This is a genomic window from Sorangium sp. So ce693, assembly GCF_051521375.1.
GTDB lineage: Bacteria > Myxococcota_A > Polyangia > Polyangiales > Polyangiaceae > Sorangium > Sorangium atrum.
In genome coordinates, this window is sequence record NZ_CP150347.1 from 11,084,632 (window position 1) to 11,103,867 (window position 19,236).

Here is a 19,236-nt window from a genome sequence, read left to right on the forward strand (position 1 = left end):
GACTCAGCACTCGGCGCTCAGCGCTCAGCGCAGGATCGTCACCGAGCGCGCCACGAAGTCGTAAACGGGCCCCCAGTAGACCCCGAGCAGCAGGGTCGGAACCGCGAGCGCGCACGTCGTCGCGCCGAGCAGCGGCCGCACCGGCGTGGGCTCGGTGCGATCGCTCTTGTCGAGATACATCGTGCGGAGCAGGCGCGCGTAATAGAAGAGCGAGATCACGCTGTTCAGCACGCCGACGACCGCGAGGACCCAGCTCCACGCGCCCCCGGCGGCGAGCAGCGCCGAGAAGAGGTAGAATTTGCCGATGAAGCCGGCCATCGGGGGCAGGCCGGTGAGCGAGACGAGGAACACGGCCATCGCCGCGGCGACGAGCGGGGCGCGGCGCCCGAGCCCCCGGAAGGCGGCGAACGTCTCGTCTCCGCCGCTCTCCTCGGCCACGGCCATCACCACCATGAACGCGCCGAGGTTCATGAAGCAGTAGGTGACGATGTAGAACGCGATCGCGGCGACGCCGGCGCCGCTGAACACCGAGAAGCCGAGCAGCATGTACCCCGCGTGCGCGATGCTCGAGTAGGCGAGCATGCGCTTCACGTTCTCCTGCTCGAGCGCCGACAGGTTGCCGACGGTCATGGTCGCCATCGCGAGGCACCCGAAGAGCACCGGCCACGGCGTCGCGACGCCGGGCGACGCGCTCCCGGCGCCGAGCGCGTCCGAGAAGAAGCGGATCAGCACCGCGAAGCCCGCCGCCTTCGGCCCCACCGAGAGGAACGCGGTCACCGGGGTCGGCGCGCCCTCGTACACGTCGGGCGTCCACATGTGGAACGGGGCGGCGCTGATCTTGTAACCGAACCCCGCGAGCATGAAGGCCGTGCCGACGAACACGACCTCCGGCACCTTGCCCTGCTGCGCCGTGAGCGCGGCGATCCGCGCCCCGCACTCGTCGAGCCGCATCGACGCGGTGATGCCGAAGATCCAGCTCATCCCGTAGAGCATGATCCCCGACGCGACGCCGCCGAAGATGACGTACTTGAGCGCCGCCTCGCTCGATTTCGCGTCGTTGATCTTGAAGCCCGCCAGCACGAAGCTGATGACGCTGACGAGCTCGAGCGACAGGTAGATGAGCAGCAGGTGGCGGCTCGCCGCCATCAGGTTCATGCCCAGCGAGAGCACGAGGATCAGCGTGAAGAGCTCGCCCGAGTCGCGGCGGAGCTCGGGCTCGATCCCAGGGGCCCGCGGGGGCACCAAGAAGAGGATGATCGCCCCGGTGACGAGCGCGAAGATCACGCGGAAGAGGTTCGAGAAGCGATCGAACGCGAGCAGGCCGTGGAAGAGCGCGCGAGGGCCGGCGTCCGTCGCCAGGAAGTACGCGCCCAGCCCGCCTGACCAGGCGAGCGCCGCGAGGCTGAGGATCACGAGGCCGGCGAGCTTGAGGCGCGCCGGGGACGCGAGGTCCCACACGACGAGCAGCAGGGCCGCCGCGATGAGGCCGAGCTCCGGCGCGAAGTAGGCGAGGCTCGCCACGTTGTCGAGGGCGCGGGGTTCCACGGCTTACCTGGCGCTGGCGAGGGCGCCCTGGCCCGGCGAGGCGCCCTCGTCCGGGGCGCCCGCGCGGGCGTGCGCGGCGCCCACGCTGTCCACGCTTGGCGCGCCGGCGATCTGGGACTGCCCCGGCCTGTCGACGAGGCGGTGCACCTCGAGGGCCCCGCGGTCGATGAGGCTGAGCAGCGGGCGCGGCCAGAAGCCGAGGACGAGGACCAGCGCCGCGAGCGGCGCGATCGACGCGAGCTCTCGCCCGCTGATCTCCGGGAACTTCCCGCCGAACGGCTCGAGGTACTTGCTCTGCCGCCACGACGCGCGGAACGTGCCGAGGAACATCCGCTGGAGGGCCCAGAGGTGGTAGGCCGCGGTGACGATGACGCCGACGGCCGCGAGGATCGTGAGCGCGCGGTAGCGCGGGAAGGCGCCGATGAACGTCATCGCCTCCCCCCAGAAGCCGGACAGGCCGGGCAGGCCGAGCGACGCCATGAACGCGAAGCCGACGAGCGCGGTGTAGAGCGGCATCTCCGAGGCGAGGCCGCCGAACCTGTCGATGTCGCGCGTGTGCACGCGGTCGTAGACCACGCCGACCAGGGTGAAGAGCATCCCGGTGATCAGGCCGTGGTTGAACATCTGGACGAGGCAGGCCTGGATGCCCTGCGGCGTCATCGCGCCGAGCGCCAGCAGCGTGAAGCCCATGTGGCTGACGGAGGAGTAGGCCACGAGCTTCTTCAGGTCGCTCTGCGCCATGGCGCAGAAGGCGCCGTAGAGGATGTTGACCACCCCGAACACCGCCATGGCCGGCGCGGCCCACTGCGTCGCCTCGGGCAGCAGGGTGAAGTTGATGCGGAGGATGCCGTAGGTGCCCATCTTGAGGAGCACCCCCGCGAGGATCACGCTGATCGCCGTGGGCGCCTCCACGTGGGCGTCCGGCAGCCAGGTGTGGAACGGGAACATCGGGATCTTGATCGCGAACCCGACGAACAGCCAGATCCAGACCACCTTCACCGCGGCGGCACCGAGGATCGTGAGCCCCTGCGCCGCCCAGGCGACCCGCGAGAGCTCCGGGATCGAGAAGATGCGCTCGGTGGCCTGGCCGTCGACCAGGTAGGTGTGGCCGGCGTTCAGGTAGAACCAGATGAACGCGAGCAGCATGAAGACGCTGCCGGCCAGCGTGTAGAGGAAGAACTTGATCGCCGCGTACTCGCGCCGCGGTCCGCCCCAGATGCCGATGAGGAAGTACATCGGCAGGAGCATCACCTCCCAGAAGACGAAGAAGAGGAACAGGTCGAGCGCGATGAAGACGCCGAACATCCCCGTGACGAGGAGGTTGTACATCGCGAAGTAGCCCTTGAGCTGGTCGTGGACGCTGTAGCTCGCGAGGGCGCCCACGAACGAGATCAGCGCCGTGAGCAGGACCATCGAGATCGACACGCCGTCGACGCCGACGAAGTACTCGACGTTCAGCGAGCGGATCCACACGCCGTGCTCGATGAACTGGTAGCCGTCGTTCCCGTCGATCCTGGTGAAGCCCCGGTCGAACTGCGCGTAGAGCCACGCCGCGAGGACGAGGTTCACGCCCATCAGCACGACGGTCATCAGCCGGAGCTTCCTGTCGTCCCGGTAGCGAAAGAGGTGCGCGAGGAAGACAGCGACCACGCCGAGCAGCGGCAGGAACGTCAGGATCGAGAGGATGTGGTCGCCGACGAAGCCGAGGCTGCTCCCGCGCTCCGCGTGGATGCCCATCGCGACGGTCCGCGCTACCTCCAGCACGCCGGCCGCGCCGGCCGCCACCGCGTCCGACTCGACGACGACGTGCCCGTAGAGCTCGCGCGCGCGCACGCCCGCGGTCTTCCACCGGACTACCACCTTCCGGCTCGCGCCCGGCGCGAGGGTCGCCGAGGCGCCGCCGCCCTCGAGCTCCACGCTGACGCCCGGCGGGACGCGCGGATCCTCGGGGGACGTCCGCACGATCACCCGCGTCACCTTCAAGGGGCCGTCGCCCTGGTTCTCGATCGTGAACGAGCCGACGTGGTCCGGCCCGCTCGCGGCGAGCTCGACAGGCGCGCCGGGCGGCTCAGCGCGCAGCGCGATCTGGCCGCGCGGCCCGGGCGCCCTCGGCGCATCGAGCGCCTGCGCCAGCGGCGCCGCCCCGAGCACGACGGAGAGCGCGATCAGGAGGGGGATCAGGAGCTTCATCGAGGTGGACCTGGCCGATCTCGCGAGGGCGAATCCACGGCGCATGCTGACGAGGGAGAGGTTCGACATCGGCCGTTCACCGCAGGAAGTAATGAACGATGCTGAACAAGGCGACGCCGCCCAGGAGGAAGTAGACGTAGCTCTGGATGCGCCCTGTCTGCAGGGTGCGGAGCTTCGCCCCGGCGCTCAGCGTGCCCTCGGCGACGAGGTTCACGACGCCGTCGACGAGGTACCGATCGATGGCGCCCGTGACCCAGGCGGCGGCCCGGGCCAGGACCGCGACCCCGTTGACGATGCCGTCGACGATCCAGCGATCCATCTCGGCGAAGAAGAGGCGCAGCGAGAGGGCGGCGCGCACCACGGTCGCGTCGTAGATCTCGTCGACGTAGTACTTGTTCGAGAGGAGCTGGAAGCCCGGGAGCCGCCGCTCCTCTTCGGCCCAGCGCGGAGAGCGACGCGCGCCGTAGCGGGCGCGCGCGAGCGAGAAGGCGACGATCGCGCCGCCGACGGAGAGCGCCATGAGCGCGAGCTCGAGCCCCAGCCCGTGGCGCCGGAACGAGACCTCCGCGTGAGCGAACACTGGATGGAGCCACGCCTCCAGCAGGGGCTCGCCGTGGCCGCCGACGAAGTGGCTGGAGAAGCCGAACACGACGCCCGCGAACGCCGACAGGACCGCCAGCACCGCGAGCACCCAGGTGATCGCCGGCGGCGACTCGTGGACCCGGGTCTCGATCTCTTTTCGGGCGTGGGGCCCCTCGAACGTCAGGAAGTAGCTCCGCCACATGTAGAACGAGGTGCCGAGCGCCGCCGCGAGGCCCATCGCATAGAGGAGCAGCCCCGGGATCGGGCCGGTGTTCTCGGCGCCGAACGCCTTCCAGAGGATCTCGTCCTTCGACCAGAAGCCTGCGAAGAACGGGATGGGCGCGGCGGTGATGGCGAGGCACGCCGCCTGGTACGTCCGCGCCGTGAGCGGCATGACGCGGCGGAGGCCGCCCATGTTGCGCATGTCCTGGGCCGCGGCCTCGTCGTGCTCCACCGCGTGCATCCCGTGGATCACCGAGCCCGACCCGAGGAACAGGCACGCCTTGAAGAAGGCGTGTGTCATCAGGTGGAACACGGCGGCCCAGTACGCCCCGACGCCGACCCCGATGAACATGAAGCCGAGCTGGCTCACCGTGCTGTAGGCGAGCACCTTCTTGATGTCGTACTGGAAGAAGCCAATCGTCGCCGCGAGGAGCGCCGTCGAGGCCCCGATCAGCGCGATGACGCCGCCTGCGACGGGGCTCAGCGAGAACAGGAAGCTGAGGCGCGCGACCATGTAAACGCCGGCCGTGACCATGGTGGCAGCGTGGATCAGCGCGGAGACGGGGGTCGGGCCGGCCATCGCGTCGGGCAGCCACACGTGGAGCGGGATCTGGGCGCTCTTGCCGGCGGCGCCGACGAAGAGGAAGAGACAGGCCAGCGTGATCAGCGCGACGCCGCCCCACACCGTCTTCGACTCGAGGGCATCCTTGAGGAACGCCTTGCCGCTCGCGTCCTTGATCACGAGCTGATCGTGGATCTCGCGGAACGTGACCGTCGAGCCCACGGTCGCCACCACGATCTCCTTGCCCGGCTCGACGCGCATCCGCTCGATCGCGGCGATCTCGACGCCGTCGCCCCCGATCACGGCGCCGTCGCCCGGCACGATCACCACGGAGTGCGCCCCGGCGTCGATCTCCTTGCGGATGAAGGGGGACACGCCGAACGGCCGCGGGTTCGAGGCGAGCTGAGCGGCGTCGGCGATACCGAGGTACACGCGCGCGCCGGGATGACCGGTGAAGGTGAGATATCCCTTCGCCCCGGCGAGCGGCTGCGCCCTGCGCTCGCCCGCCTTGCCGCCGGCGCCGTCATGCGCCCCGGCGGAGGCGCCGTGGTCGCCGCGCGCCTCCTCGGCCACCGCGATGAAGCGCGCGCGGTAATCGGAGAGGAACCGGCCGTCGTCGAGCCACCTGGCGCCGAGACCCCAGAAGAGGAGCGCGAGGCCGCACACGAAGCCCCAGTCGCCGATCCGGTTCACGACGAAGGCCTTCATGCCGGCAGAGGCCTTCTTGTAGTCGCTGTACCAGAACCCGATGAGCAGATAGCTGCAGAGGCCGACGCCCTCCCAGCCGAAGAACATCACGATGAAGTTGTCCCCGAGGACGAGGAGCAACATCGAGAAGACGAAGAGGTTCAGGTAGGTAAAGAATCGCCAGTACGCCGGCTCGGCCTCCATGTACGAGGCGGCATAAACATGGATGAGCGCGCCGACGCCGGTGATGATCAGCGTCATGAGGCAGCTCAGCGGATCCATCACGAACGCGAAGTTCGCGTCGAGCGATCCGATGCGGATCATCTGCCAGGCGAAGCTGTAGAGCGCGCGTTCTCCCGGAGCGAGCCCGACGAGCTGCACGAAGCTCGCGAGCCCTAGAGCGAAGGCGCCCAGCATGGCGCCCACCGCGACGAGCGTGACGCCGAAGCTCCCGATGTGGAGCCGCTTCGACACACCGCGACCGAACGCGCTCCGCTGCAACGCGCGGCCGAACAGCGCGTTGATCACCGCGCCGAGCATGGGCAGGAGCGGAATCCACCAGAGCGGCGTCAGCGCCGTGTGAACGTGCGTGACCTGGCCGGAGTAGTCGGGCATCGTTGGGGCAGCCGGTGAGAACATGGGCCGGCACGCGCGTCTTGCTCTGCAACCACCCCGCGACGTGTCAGTCGGCTCTGGTGACTCCCCCGCGGAACCGGAGGAGCCGCACGTTAATGGAGGGCCACAGGGCGGGTCAATACTTCCATCCGCCCTGTTCCACGGCGAGACGCGCCGCCTCTGCGTGCATCTCGCACCTCTGCGAGGTCACCCGTCGGTCGTCCTCGAGGCGTCGTCCTCGCGTCCCGCGTCGCCGCTCGGTGACGGCGCCGCGCCGCCGAGCCGCGTCACGCGACGGATCGCGAGCCACAGATCCCGCCTGCCCTCGCCGGTGATCGACGAGAAGCCGATCGCGCGGCGGAGGGCGCCGCCCGCCGTGCGCGGGGCCGCCGCGGACAGCTGGTCCAGCGCGCGCCGGACCGACGAGCGCGGCACCTTGTCGACCTTCGTCGCGACGAGCAGCAGCTCCACCGGCCGCCGGGCGACGTCGCGGGACGCCTCGATGAAGCGGATGAGCTCGAGATCGTCCTCCTCGAGGCCCCGCCGCGCATCGACAAGGAGCAGCACCGCGGCGAGCGTGACGCGCCCGCGCAGGTACCCCTCGATGAGCGACGCCCACGCCGCTTGCTCCGACTTCGAGCGCCGGGTGAAGCCGTACCCCGGCAGATCCACGAGCTGGAACACCGCGCCGTCGCGGGCCCGCGCCTCATAGAGGTTGATCTGCCGCGTCGAGCCGGGGTTCGAGCTCGTCCGGACGAGCCCTTTGCGCTCGACGAGCGTGTTGATGAGGCTCGACTTGCCGACGTTCGAGCGCCCGCCGAACGCCACCTCCGCGCTGACGGGCGGAGGGAGCGACGCGAGCGAGCCCGCGCCGGCGACGAAGGACGAGTCGACGATCTGGAACGGATCGAGCTGCCGCTCGGCGCGGGCCGTCGGAGCAGCTTGAGGCTTGGGGGCGCGGCGGGAGGTGGTCACTTCGAGCGAGGCGGCTGGAACTGCGGCTTGCACTCGTCGCACTGGCAGAGCGAGCGCAGGTACCGGAAGGTGTAGATGCCCGAGTCGTGCCGATCGCCCCACGTGAACTGGAGCGCGTAGTTGCCGACCTGCTCGATCTCGCGGACGTTCAGGTCACCGCCGGGCACGAAGTTGATCGTGCCGCCGTGCCCCTGGCAGTTCGCGCACGGGCAGTACCCGCGCAGGATCTCGTGCGGAAGGACGCTGCGGTGGCCGTCGGCCCAGTGGATCTCCATCACCCGCGCTCCGTGCGGCGCCTTGACCTGAGTGGGAGTGAGCTTCGGATCCTGCGGCATCGTGCCCTTCCAGCCGACGGCAGTACCACGCCGATCCGGCGCTGCAAAGCGCCCCGGCGCGTCGAGCGGGCGCAGCTCCGCTTTTCTCGGATCCGGCGGTGTCTCCGAGGCTTCCAGGGCTCCCGCCGGGCTCGACCGCGCCGGTGCTCTCCGCGCCCTCCCGGGCCTCGGGCTGGCCGAAGCGGGAGCGGACGCGGCTACGCAGTTACGCAGTTACGCACGTTGCGCGTCACCCTGCGGCGACCACCCGCGCATCGACGGGGGCGAGCGTCGCCTCGACGCGCTCGAGGATCGTCACGACGGCGGCGCCCTCGTCGAGCGGCGTCAGCGGCGGCGCGCGGTCCTCGACGCAGCGGAGGAAGTGCTCGATCTCCACGGAGAGCGGCTCGCGCCACGGCACCTCGAGCTCCCGCCCTGCCGGCGCGAGCTCGAGGTGCGAGGCGCGCTCGCCGGCCGGCGCGCCCGCCGCGGCGCCGCGCGCGTCCAGGAACAGGATGCGGTCGGGCGCGCGCACGTCGTCGAAGACCGCGACGCCCGCGCTGCCGACGAGCCGCAGCCGCCGCTCCTTGGTCGGGCTCGACGAGCAGAGCTCGATCCGCGCCGCGAGGCCGCTCTCGAGGCGCGCCTCGAGCGTGACGAGCTCGCCGCACGGCGAGAGGTGGGCCCGCGCCTCGGCGAGCGGGCTCGAGTCGAGCGCCGAGAGCAACGAGAGGTCGTGCGGCCCGAGCGTCCAGAGCGCCGACCGGGCCCCGCCGACGGCGCCGGCGGCGCCGGCGCTCATCGACAGGCGCGCCGCGCTGAAGCTCACGAGATCGCCGAGGCGCCGCTCGCGCGCGAGCGCGACGAGGCGCACCACGGAGGGGTGGTAGCGGAGCAGGTGGCCGACCATGCCGATCCGGCCGAGCGCCGCGGCGCGGGAAGCGCAGCGATCGGCCTGCGCGGCGGAGAGGGCCAGCGGCTTCTCCACGAAGACGTCCGCCCCGGCCTCGAGGGCCCGCAGCGCGAGCTCGGCGTGGCTCGCCGCGGGGGTCGCGATGACCACCGCGTCCACGCGCGCGGCCAGCGCCTCGTCGATCGTGCGCACGAGCCGCGCCCGCGGGGCGAGCGCGCGCGCCCGCGAGAGGCGGCCGCGGTCGACGTCCGCCACGGCGATCACGCGCGCCCGCGCGTTCTCCGACAGCGCGCGGAGGAGCTTCTCCCCCCAACGCCCGCAGCCCACCAGCGCGACGCGGACGCTCGCGGCGCTCACGGCGCCCCCGGCGCGGCGGCGGACTCGGCAGGCCGGAGCGCGAGCTCGCCGAGGATCGCCTCGCCCTCGGCGTTGCCCGGGTGGATCGAGGGCCCGTTGATGTCGACGAGGAAGTCGTACGGCGCGCGCGCCTCGCCCTCGATCGTCGCGCGCACGCGGACGTGCTGGAAGCAGGCCGACTCGGTCATGGTGCTCCAGTCGGGCGCCTTTCCCGGGTGCCGCGCGCCGATCGCCTCCGGCACGCTCCGGCCGCCCTCGGGGCGGTACTGCTGCACGATGCCGAGCGCCGCCCTGCGGTCCGAGGCGTTGAACCTCGCCTGCGTCCAGAGGACCGCGCCGCCGGCGGCGGCGCTGGTGCCCACGAGCAGCAGCATCCGCACCGCCTTGCCGTAGTCCATCCGCGAGCCGTATAGCCCCGGCGCTCGAGGAGAGCCAGCCGGGGCGGCGCGCCGCCTAACCCACGAACGACCCGAGCCCGCGGAACCTGCGGTACCGGTCGTCGACGAGCTCCTCCGGCCCGAGCCCGTCCATCGACGTGAGCGTCGCCCAGAGCGCCTTGTCGAGCCGCGCCGCGGCGTCGTCGTGGTCCTGGTGCGCGCCGCCGGTCGGCTCGTCGACGATCGTGTCGACGACGCCGAGCTGCAGCAGATCCGGCGCGGTGATCTTGAGCCGGGCCGCGGCCTCGTCGGCGCGGGAGCCGTCCTTCCAGAGGATGGCCGCGCAGCCCTCCGGCGAGATGACCGAGTAGCAGCTGAACTCGAGCACCAGCACCCGGTTGGCGACGCCGAGCGCCAGCGCGCCGCCCGAGCCCCCCTCGCCGATGACGGTCGCCACGATCGGCACCCCGACCCGCGCCATCGCGGCGAGCGCGGCGCCGATCGCCTCGCTCTGGCCGCGCTCCTCGGCGCCGATGCCCGGGTAGGCGCCCATCGTGTCGATGAACGTCAGGATCGGCAGCCCGAACCTGTCGGCCATCTCGTAGAGCCGGATGGCCTTCCGGTATCCCTCCGGGTGCGGCATCCCGAAGTTGCGCTTCACGTTCTCCTTCGCGCCGCGCCCCTTCTGGTGGCCCACCACCACCACGCTCCGCCCGTGGTATGTCGCGAGCCCGCCGACGATGGAGCAGTCGTCGGCGAAGCGCCGATCGCCTTTCAGCTCGACCCAGTCGGTGAAGAGCCGCTTGATGTAGTCGAGCGTGTACGGCCGGTTCGCGTGCCGCGAGAGCAGCACCTTCTGCATCGGCGTGAGGCCCGCGAAGATCTCGCGCGCCAGCCGGCCCGTGTTGTCCTCGAGCTGGGCGAGCTCCGGCTCGAACCGCGGGTCCGCCGCGGCGAGCGCGCGCAGCTCCCGCACCTTCTCGATGAGCTCTGCGACAGGTTTCTCAAAGGGTAGGATCGAAGCAGCCACGGCGCGGACCCTAACGCTGCAGCGGGCGGACGGCTACGGCGCAGTGCTGCCGCGCCGCATCGTCCACGGGATGACGCGCGCGCACGCCCCGGCCGATCGGCCGAGGCGCCGCGTCACCTCGGTCATTCGGGGAGCGCGTTGGTCGGCTCGGCGTGGATGAAGGCGTTCGCCGGGACCTGCGACATCGGCCGGCTCCGGATGACGTTGTAGATCGTGACCGGCTTGTCCTTGCCCTTCACCTTGGCGGGCTGGAGCTCCTCGGTCTCGAACCTTCCGCCGAGCTGCGCGTACGTGCTCTCGCTGATGACGATCTGTCCGGCCAGCGCGATGGAGCAGAGCCGCGCCGACGTGTTCGCCACGTCCCCGATCACCGTGTAGCTGAGCGCCTTCGAGCTCCCGATGTACCCGGCGACGAGCGGGCCGGTGTGGATCCCGATGCCCACAGCGAGCGGCAGCTCGCCCTTCTCGAGCCGCTCGCGGTTGAACTCGCCGAGCACCTCGCCCATCTTCAGGGCGCACTCCACGCTGCGGACCGCATCGTCCCGGTGGGCGACCGGCGCGCCCCAGAGCGCCATGATCCCGTCGCCCATGAACTTGTCGAGCGTGCCTTCGAACTGGAAGATGGTGTCGACCATCCGCTCGAAGTACTCGTTCAGCATCTCGACGAGCTCCTCGGGCCGCTTGCTCTCGGCCATGCGCGTGAAGCCGCGGATGTCGCTGTTGAAGACGGTGCACTCCTCGACGTGCTGGCCGCCCTGCTTCACGGCGAGCTGGCCGCTCAGGACGCGCTCGGCGATGTTCGGCGAGAGCAGCCGGCGCAGCTGCTCGCGCGTGACGATCTCGTTCTCGATCTTCTTCCCGAGGATGTTGATCTCGATGAACATCGCCGCCTGATAGGCGATGGCCGTGACCAGCTCGAGGTCCTTGGGCTGGAACTGCGCGAGCGTCTCCGAGTCGAGCCAGAGCACGCCGAGCACCTCGCTGTTGTGCTGCAGCGGGGCGACGATCGCCGAGCTGATCCGGTTCAAGATCATGCTCTTGCCCTTCGACGCCGCGAAGTCCATCGCCGCGTCGTGGGTCAGCACCGCCGCCCGCTCGTGGACGACGTGGTTCAGGATCGTCGACGACACGCTGATCGGGGCCGTCGTCCCGTCGCGCCGCTGCATGGCCTGCGGGGTGAGCTCGCCGTTCTCGTTACGCAGGAAGATCACCCCGCGGTCGGCGCGGATGAACTTGAACACGCTCGTGAGGATCTTCTCGAGCAGCTTCGTCGTGTCGCGCTCGGCGGCGATCTCGCGGGACAGCTCGTGCGACAGGCGCAGCCGCTCGTAGTCGGCGCGCAGCTGGTTCATGTCGTTGGCGATCCGATCGAACGCCAGGAACCCCTTGTCGACAGCGGCGATCTGGGTCCCGATCTGCCGGGCCTGATCGTTCACGTCGATGCGGGTGCCCTGCGCGACGAACGAGCCACCGTGCGCCCCCGAGCGCCCTGGCAGCGGCGCCGTCCCGCCCGGCCCGGCGCCCAGCGGCGGCGGCGGCACGTACGGCTGGCGCGTCACCGGCGGCGCCGCCGGCGTACCCGGGAGCGGCGGCTGCGGCTGGCGCTGGTACTGCGGCGGCTGCGGCGGATACCCGTGGCCCGGCGGCTGCGCCGGCGCCGCGCCCTGGTGGTTGACCACGGGCGGCCAGCCCGGGACGAGCGGCGGCGCGACCGGGGCGCCCGGATCGTCGAAGCGGCCACGCGTGGACCCCAGGGCGATCTCGTCCCCGTGCTTGAGCGGCGCTTCGCCCCGGACACGCTCGCTGTTGATGAACGTGCCGTTCAGGCTCCCCAGATCGCGCAGGACGAAGTGATCGCCCCGCTGCTCGATGATGCAGTGCTCCTTGGAGACGATCTTGTCGAGCAACTGGATGGAGTTGTTCGGGTGGCGCCCCAGCGAGTTCACGGGTCGCAGATCGATCGCCTGCTGGCCCTCGGCGGTCTGCAGGATGAGGCGGGCCATCGGTTCTGGCAGATTACCCAGCCGGGCACGGACCGACAATCTTTCCGGCCGAAGTCCAGCGTCGGCCGAGGGGAGCGACCGTGCCGGGCCGCGCCAAATGCGCCTCGGCCCCGCTGGAAACACCTGCGCCGAGCCCGACCGCCCGGGGCGGCTGCCGTCGGCTGTCGCATGGATACCTGACCGGATGATTAGCCTGCCGGGCCCTGCATCTCATGGAGGCGCCGCCTGGAACGGCTATGCGCCCACATGCCGCCGCGTTAGTCGGCCGCATGGATTCCGCGTACCTCCTCGCGATCGACCAGGGCACCACCGGAACGACGTCTCTCCTCATGGACACGTCGGGCGCGACGCTGGGCCGCGCCACGCGCGAATTTCGCCAGCACTTCCCGGAGCCGGGCCTCGTCGAGCACGACCCGGAGGAGATCTGGCAGAGCGTTCAGGATGCCGTGGGCGAGACGCTCAGGGCGGCGGGCGTGGCCGGCAGCGCGATCAAGGCCATCGGCATCACGAACCAGCGCGAGACGACGCTCGTCTGGGAGCGCGCGACCGGGCGCCCGATCCACCGCGCGATCGTGTGGCAGGACCGCCGCACGGCGGCGCGCTGCGCCGAGCTCCGCGCCGCGGGCCACGAGCAGGCGGTCGAGGAGACCACCGGCCTCGTGCTCGATCCGTACTTCAGCGGCACGAAGCTCGCGTGGCTCCTGGACAACGTGCCCGGCGCGCGCGCGCGCGCCGAGCGCGGCGAGCTCTGCTTCGGCACCATCGACAGCTTCCTCGTCTGGCGGCTCTCGGGCGACGCGGCCGGCGGCTCGCCGGTGCACGCGACCGACGTCACCAACGCGTCGCGCACCCTGCTCATGAGCCTCGCGTCGCTGAGCTGGGACGACGCGATGCTCGCGATGCTCCAGATCCCGCGCCCGCTCTTGCCGCAGATCGTCGGGTCGGCGGGCCGCATCGCGGCGACTCGCGGCTTCCCGCACCTGCCCGACGGCATCCCGATCGCCGGCATCGCAGGCGACCAGCAGGCGGCCCTCTTCGGCCAGGCCTGCTTCGCGACGGGCGACGCGAAGTGCACCTATGGCACCGGCGCGTTCGTGCTGGCCAACATCGGCGATCGCCCGCTGAGGAGCCGCTTCGGCCTGCTCACCTCCGTCGGGTGGAAGATCGGCTCCGAGGTGGTCTTTGCGCTCGAAGGAAGCGCCTTTATCGCCGGCGCGGCGGTGCAGTGGCTCCGCGACGGCCTGGGCCTCATCAAGAGCGCGGCGGAGATCGAGGCGCTCGCCCGCAGCGTGCCCTCGAGCGAGGGCGTCACGTTCGTCCCGGCGCTCTCGGGCCTCGGCGCGCCCTACTGGGATCCGGACGCTCGCGGGATCATCTCCGGCGTGACGCGCGGCACGACCGCGGCGCACGTCGCCCGCGCGACGCTCGAGGGAATCGCGCTCTCCGTGACGGATCTCGTGCGGGCCATGGCCGACGACCTGGGCCACCCGCTGCGCCGGATGCGCGTGGACGGCGGCGCCGCCGCGAACGACCTGCTCATGCAGTTCCAGGCGGACGTGGCGAACGTCGCTATCGAGCGCCCCACCGACCTGGAGACGACGGCGCGAGGCGCGGCAATGCTCGCCGGGGTCGGCGCCGGCCTCTTCCTCACAAAGGAGGACGCGGCCCGCATGTCCCGTGTGGGGCAGAGCTTCCAGGTCGCGATGAGCGAAGCGGATCGATCCGCCCACCTCCACCGCTGGGCCGACGCCATCGCCCGCACGCGCTCGAAGCGCAGCTGAGCACTCGCCGATTCCCCTGAATTTCCACGCTGTTTTCCGCTTGAACCAGGACTTCCGAAGCTCTCTCCCGAGCCGTCATCGCGCCGCGGCTCGGCGGCCGAACGGGCTTCCGGATCAAGGAATCAACCCTAGGTTGCGAGAGTTAGGCCCAGAAGCCCCCAACCAGCGTAGAGTGCTATGACGACGGCGCATTTCCGTTCAAACTTGGTGCACTTGAACCGAGGCGCGCGGCCAGCCCACCGCCGCCTCGCTGCTTTCGATGGAGACGAGGAGGACATGCCGACTACCGAGAATGCTTCAGCCGGCGGGACGGCCGTTCGCGACATCCCGATCGACTGGGAGGCGCTGGAGGACGCCTTCGAGAACAACGCCCCAGAGGTGCACTCGTACCTGCACCTCGGCACGGGCGACGTGCTGCGGGTGGTCGACGGCGTGGCGGATCCGCAGATGCACGCGCGCATCGCGGCGGACGCGAACTACCTCCGGATCGATCCCGTGAGCTCGCGCGAGCAGTACCGGTGGATGGAGCGCTACATCCCGATGGTGGAAGACATGGATCTCCAGGCGAAGCTCAGCCAGGCGATCGATGGCAAGGGCGCGTTCCGTCGCTTCAAGGATGTGTTGATGTCCTACGGTCCGGAGCGGGAGCGCTGGTTCGCGTTCCGCAGCGAGCGGCTGCGGATCTTCATGGAGGCGTGGCTGAGCGCTCACGCGCTGAACCCGGTCCCTCGCCCGCTCTGGGTGCCGGAGGTACCAGCTCGCCCGGAGGCGGTCGTCCCGGCGGCCCCTGCGGTGGAGCCGCCGGCGCGCGAGCGCGAGCGTGAAGAGACGCGAGAGCCCCGCCGCGGCAAGAGCGTGGAGAGCCTGCGCAAGAACCTCCGCGACATCGCCGAGGCGCTCGGTCCGCGGGATCTCGACACGCTGACGGCGTTCGCGGAGTTCCTGAAGGCGCGCCGCGCGGCGCGCTCGTTCGCGCACCACTACCACGAGGCCCAGGGGCCGGTGGACGACGACGCCGGGCCTGCCTCGCAGGAGATCGCGAGCGAGTCGCGCAGCGATACGGCGTGAGGGCGCGCCGCCGGCGCCGCGATCGCGGCGCCGGGGCGCTGGCCTGAGGGTGGGTGGGGGAACGGAAGAGAGCGGCGGCTTCGAGGACCGAGCGGTCTAGAAGTACCAGTCGGTACGGGCACCGATGTACTGGCCGACCTTCGAGCCGACGCCCGGACCGGCGCCAACCCGCTGCAGGTAGCCGGACATCGCCGCATCCCTCGCGACATCGTTGTAGATGGCGAGCGAGTAGATGAGCTTGAAGTGCGGCCGCGCGCCGGCGCTGAGCTCGCCCGTCGGCACGAGGGTCGGGACGACCGAGACCTTGACCGCGGTGCCCAGGTCGCCGTCGCCGTCCTTCCGGCCCTGGAACGAGGCCTCGACGACGGGGTGGAAGTTCTTGTGCGCGAAGATCGTGGCGTTCGCCTGGACCGAGAAGTCCATCTGCTTCTCGAGGGCGGTGGGGGGCGCGGCGCCCTCGGCCTCGTACGCCGCCTTCGTGTAGTGGAAGGTGGCGAGGCCTTCCAGGGCGGCGGCGTCGCCGAGCCGGAAGCCGAGGTGCTCGACCGCCTCGATGGCGAAGGAGCCCGCGAAGGTGCCCTCGTCGTTCGGGGCGCCCCAGGTCTGGTACGTCTTCGCGCCGCCGGCGGCGCCGTTGGCGATGCCGGTGCCGAAGCGCACCGCCGTGTCGCTCCAGTTGCCCTGGCCGAGGCCGAGGTGGAGCTTCGCGCCGATGACGCCGCCGAAGTCCGCCGGCGCGTTGTCGGGCACATTCCACCCCTCGCCCCGCTTCGCGGCCGGCAGGACGTGGAACTCGCCGTGGACCTTGACGTGGTGCTTGGCCTCGCCGCCGAACTCCGCCTTGTAGTTACCGGCGAAGACGGTGCGGAAGCGCTCGACATCCACGCCGCCGTCGCCGTTCACGTCGACGTTGTAGGGGGGGGTGGTGTTGCCAAAGCCGCGATACCCGAGGATCGCGAGCTGCAGGCCGCCGTACTTGATGCCGCCGCCCTGGCCGCTGAGGTCGTCGAGGTAGAAGTAGTCGCCGATCGGCGCGTACTGCTCGCGGAAGAACTTCGCGCCGCCCCAGACGCTGAGGCCCGGGACGAGGAAGTTGCCGGCCTCGATGTACGCCTGGTTGAACTGCACCGTGATCGACTGGCCACCGTTCGAGGACGGCTGCATGAACGGCCCGCCGTACTGGTTCCAGATGGCGAAGGTCATCTCGGACTTGACGTAGAAGTCATCCGGCGTCGCGCCCTTCACCACGTGCGCGACGAACGACGGCTCGGAGTAATCGCCCTCTTCGTAGCGGCCGCCGATGCCGAACCCGAGCAGGTTCAGGGACGCGCCCTGGACGTTCTGCCCGTAGACCGGGGACCACGCCATGCCGAGGCGTGAGTACCAGTGCCACTCAAAATTCTCGCTCCCCACCGCGTGAGCCGACCGCGGCGCCGCCGTGAGGCAAAGGGCGGAGACGGAAAGCAGCCCGAGGGCTCGGACAGCGGCGCGCCGACCCGCGATTCGCTTGCTGGGGACCGACGACCTGTCTCTCATAAGTGATGTCATCGAACGACGCTCCTATCCATTCTCTGGGAGTGTGCTTTGGGGTGATGGGAGGTGATTCGGCCAGATGGCCAAGCGCGGCAGAGGTAGTGGCCTGTCAAGAGAATCTAAGTTGACTCTGTAGGAAAGAGCCACCCGCTGCCACACATGCGGGGCCCGCGGGGGGCACAGTTAACAGGAACGTTCTGTTCATGTCAAAGGTCTCCGAACCGCCTTCGGCAGTTTGTCATCTTCTGCGGCGCGTTATTATTAAGTAATCGAAATCACTTGGTTAAGCAGGACCCGCCCTCTTCTTCGGGCCAGGAACGGGGGCCTGAAATGACGCATCGCACCAAAAACAGGCTCGCGCTGGCTCTCGCGCTGGCTGAAGTGTTGCCAGAAGAATTCACGGGTGCCCCCTGGTGCGTTACCGGGTGCGCGCCGCGCGCGTGACACGGACAGGAAGGCTGCATTGGCGAGCCCCGGCCAGCTGCGCTTTCGCAGCGCGGTGGCGCCGCCGCGCCCGACGATGTGCCGCGTGTTTCGGGACCACGAACCTGGCTTTTCATGTCGACACCTGGCCGGGCGCCGCCGGGGTGCTCGTCTCTCTCTCCTGGGTTGAACCCAGAGCGACCCCTCGCCCCGGTGAGCTTCATTGACGCTCGCCGGCGCACCGGACGCGCCGCGCCAGCGCGCCGATCCTGCGCGCGCGCGCAGGATCGGCGCGCTGAGCGCAGGCCGCGCAGCCGGATCGCCCTCGGTCGACATGATAACGCATCGCGTCGCAACGGCGCAGATCCAGAGCGGGCCAGTCTCGATTGCAGTGCAGCGCGGGTGGACATGTTCTTGTCCAGGAAGGGCGTTGCGCTGTCGCCCCGAGACATCCCAGGTGCTTCGGCGAGGCCGGGTGTGCCTGGCAGCCCCCGGGCGCGGTTGCGGCGAGCGCCGCGATGCCACCGACTCGCCGCACCGAACGCTTGAGTTGAACGAGAGGCCTCCATCCTTCGCGTCGACAGCGGCATGTGGGCCCTCTTCGCGATGTCTGGTGCCGTCCATCGATATCGAGAGGTGGAATCGACCTGCGAGATGGACTTCCGCTCTCTCGCCGCTCGGTCATGTCAGACCTGGCGCGCGACCGACCGGCCGCTCGCCACGTCGCGCGGCGCAGCTCAACGAGCGGGCATGATGCTCAAGGAGACCCGGGCCCGCGCGTTCTGGTAGTACGCGTCGAGCGCCTGGGCGAGCCGCTGCCCGACATACCATCGCTTCAGCGCCGGGGCGACTTCCTCGTAGCGTTGATCCTTGAACGGCGTGGCGCCGGAGCGCAGGACGATCTTGAGCTCGAAATCGGTGGGCTCGAGCATCGGCGCGACCATGCGGTCCAGGTACAAGCTCGCGCGCGCCTGACGGCGCAGCAGCGCGTCGAGCTCGTCGGAGCTCATCCCCTCGGCGGCCGCCGCGGCCAGGAGGCGCGCGCGGCCGCGAGCGCGCTGCTCCAGCGCGATCCGGGCGGCTTCGGCCCGCTGCGCCACCTCGGTCGAGGTCGGCGCCGGCGAGATCGGCAGGCTGGCGAGCAGCGTCTCTGCGATGTGCCTGTCGAGCGCGGCGCGGACGTGCCTGTCCCGGTACAGCCCGGGCTCCGCGTCGGGATCCGCGAGCGCCTCGAGGCGCGCCTCGAAGGCGAGCTCCCGCTCGAAGATGAACTGAGGTCGACGCACACCGCCCGTCTCCGGCGCATGCCAGCGCACGACGACGCGGTCGAGCGGCACCGGCGCCGCCGCCGACGTCGCGGCCTGGCCATGGGCGCTCGGGGTCAACGACGCGAGCGCGAGCGACGCGAGCAGCGTCGTGAGGAGCCCGGAGCGGCGCACACCGGCAGGCTAGCGCAACGGCGCGGCGCATCCCATCCCGGGCTGCGCCGCGGCTCGCGGAGCGTCGGTTCGCGGAGGGTCCGCGCGCGGGCAGCGGGTATAGAATGGCGCCATGTACAGGCAGTTCGCGCTCGAGGGCGAGGTCCACGCCTCGCTCGACTGTGTGCCGCTCTCGGTGCGGCGGAAGCTGGACCTCGCCGAGATCAAGATCTCGCTCGCAGGGTGGCAGGCGCTGTCGCGCGCGGAGCGGCTCGCCCTGTGTCACCTGCCGGCCGACACGGACGAGGACGTCGCCGTCTACGCCGAGGTGCTCCGCGGCTTCGCGGAGCGCGCCGGGGTCGCCCTCGCCCCGCTCGCGGGCGCGCCGGTGCGCCGCGCGGCCTGGGACCGGGACAGCGTCAGCGCGCGGCTGCGCGACCGGCTCGGCCCGGACGGCGCGCTCGACGAGGGCGCGCTCGGCCGCCTGGCGGAGCTGACCGAGGAGGAGCGCTACGCCATCGTCAAGCTTGCGGATCCGAAGCGCGGGCCCGAGAAGCTGCGCGCGCTGCTCGGCGAGCTCGGGCTGTCCCGGGACGCCGGCGGCGAGCGGCCGCCCGGCTGAGCAGCCGAGCGGCGCGCCG

Annotated in this window: 14 protein-coding genes; 3 read left to right on the forward strand and 11 right to left on the reverse strand. The window is 70.7% G+C overall.

Going from position 1 to position 19,236, the window contains the following annotated elements; translation table 11 throughout:
• Positions 1-24 precede the first annotated feature (24 nt).
• The 9 genes from WMF14_RS41350 to WMF14_RS41390 form a co-directional block, all read right to left on the reverse strand.
• Complete coding sequence (locus WMF14_RS41350; RefSeq protein WP_437795716.1) at positions 25-1,545, reverse strand: NADH-quinone oxidoreductase subunit N; 1,521 nt, start codon at positions 1,543-1,545, stop codon at positions 25-27.
• 3 nt (positions 1,546-1,548) lie between these two features.
• Positions 1,549-3,804, reverse strand: a complete 2,256-nt coding sequence (locus WMF14_RS41355; RefSeq protein ID WP_437795718.1) for a complex I subunit 4 family protein — start codon at positions 3,802-3,804, stop codon at positions 1,549-1,551.
• Between the two features lie 7 nt (positions 3,805-3,811).
• A complete protein-coding gene (locus tag WMF14_RS41360; protein WP_437795720.1) occupies positions 3,812-6,403 on the reverse strand; it encodes an NADH-quinone oxidoreductase subunit L in 2,592 nt (863 codons plus the stop codon).
• Between the two features lie 207 nt (positions 6,404-6,610).
• On the reverse strand, positions 6,611-7,378 hold the full coding sequence (gene yihA, locus WMF14_RS41365) for a ribosome biogenesis GTP-binding protein YihA/YsxC (protein WP_437795722.1): 768 nt from the start codon (positions 7,376-7,378) through the stop codon (positions 6,611-6,613).
• Positions 7,375-7,713 (reverse strand): gamma-butyrobetaine hydroxylase-like domain-containing protein, encoded by a 339-nt coding sequence (locus tag WMF14_RS41370; protein WP_044966844.1) that lies wholly within the window; start codon positions 7,711-7,713, stop codon positions 7,375-7,377. The genes yihA and WMF14_RS41370 overlap by 4 nt, the downstream gene beginning before the upstream one ends.
• A gap of 229 nt (positions 7,714-7,942) precedes the next feature.
• Complete coding sequence (locus WMF14_RS41375; RefSeq protein ID WP_437795725.1) at positions 7,943-8,962, reverse strand: Gfo/Idh/MocA family protein; 1,020 nt, start codon at positions 8,960-8,962, stop codon at positions 7,943-7,945.
• Positions 8,959-9,360, reverse strand: a complete 402-nt coding sequence (locus WMF14_RS41380; RefSeq protein ID WP_272102413.1) for a hypothetical protein — start codon at positions 9,358-9,360, stop codon at positions 8,959-8,961. The genes WMF14_RS41375 and WMF14_RS41380 overlap by 4 nt, the downstream gene beginning before the upstream one ends.
• A 55-nt stretch (positions 9,361-9,415) precedes the next feature.
• A complete protein-coding gene (locus WMF14_RS41385) occupies positions 9,416-10,369 on the reverse strand; it encodes an acetyl-CoA carboxylase carboxyltransferase subunit alpha (RefSeq protein ID WP_272102412.1) in 954 nt (317 codons plus the stop codon).
• 122 nt (positions 10,370-10,491) lie between these two features.
• Positions 10,492-12,372 carry an adenylate/guanylate cyclase domain-containing protein gene (locus WMF14_RS41390; protein WP_272102411.1) on the reverse strand — a complete coding sequence of 627 codons (1,881 nt, stop codon included), beginning with the start codon at positions 12,370-12,372 and terminating at the stop codon, positions 10,492-10,494.
• Between the two features lie 236 nt (positions 12,373-12,608).
• On the opposite strand from WMF14_RS41390, the gene glpK reads away from it, so the two are divergent.
• Complete coding sequence (gene glpK / locus WMF14_RS41395) at positions 12,609-14,153, forward strand: glycerol kinase GlpK (RefSeq protein WP_437795728.1); 1,545 nt, start codon at positions 12,609-12,611, stop codon at positions 14,151-14,153.
• Positions 14,154-14,429: 276 nt separating this feature from the next.
• Positions 14,430-15,221, forward strand: a complete 792-nt coding sequence (locus WMF14_RS41400) for a UPF0158 family protein (protein ID WP_272102409.1) — start codon at positions 14,430-14,432, stop codon at positions 15,219-15,221.
• A gap of 96 nt (positions 15,222-15,317) precedes the next feature.
• Here the strand turns inward: WMF14_RS41400 and WMF14_RS41405 are convergent, their stop codons facing one another.
• Both WMF14_RS41405 and WMF14_RS41410 read right to left on the reverse strand, forming a co-directional pair.
• The gene (locus tag WMF14_RS41405; protein WP_437795731.1) at positions 15,318-16,634 is read right to left on the reverse strand and encodes a carbohydrate porin; all 1,317 of its coding nucleotides are present in this window, start codon (positions 16,632-16,634) and stop codon (positions 15,318-15,320) included.
• A 1,280-nt stretch (positions 16,635-17,914) separates the two neighbouring features.
• Positions 17,915-18,616, reverse strand: coding sequence for a hypothetical protein (locus tag WMF14_RS41410; protein ID WP_272102408.1), 702 nt, complete (start codon positions 18,614-18,616; stop codon positions 17,915-17,917).
• A gap of 112 nt (positions 18,617-18,728) precedes the next feature.
• On the opposite strand from WMF14_RS41410, the gene WMF14_RS41415 reads away from it, so the two are divergent.
• The gene (locus WMF14_RS41415; RefSeq protein WP_437795734.1) at positions 18,729-19,217 is read left to right on the forward strand and encodes a nitrate reductase associated protein; all 489 of its coding nucleotides are present in this window, start codon (positions 18,729-18,731) and stop codon (positions 19,215-19,217) included.
• Positions 19,218-19,236: the final 19 nt, after the last annotated feature.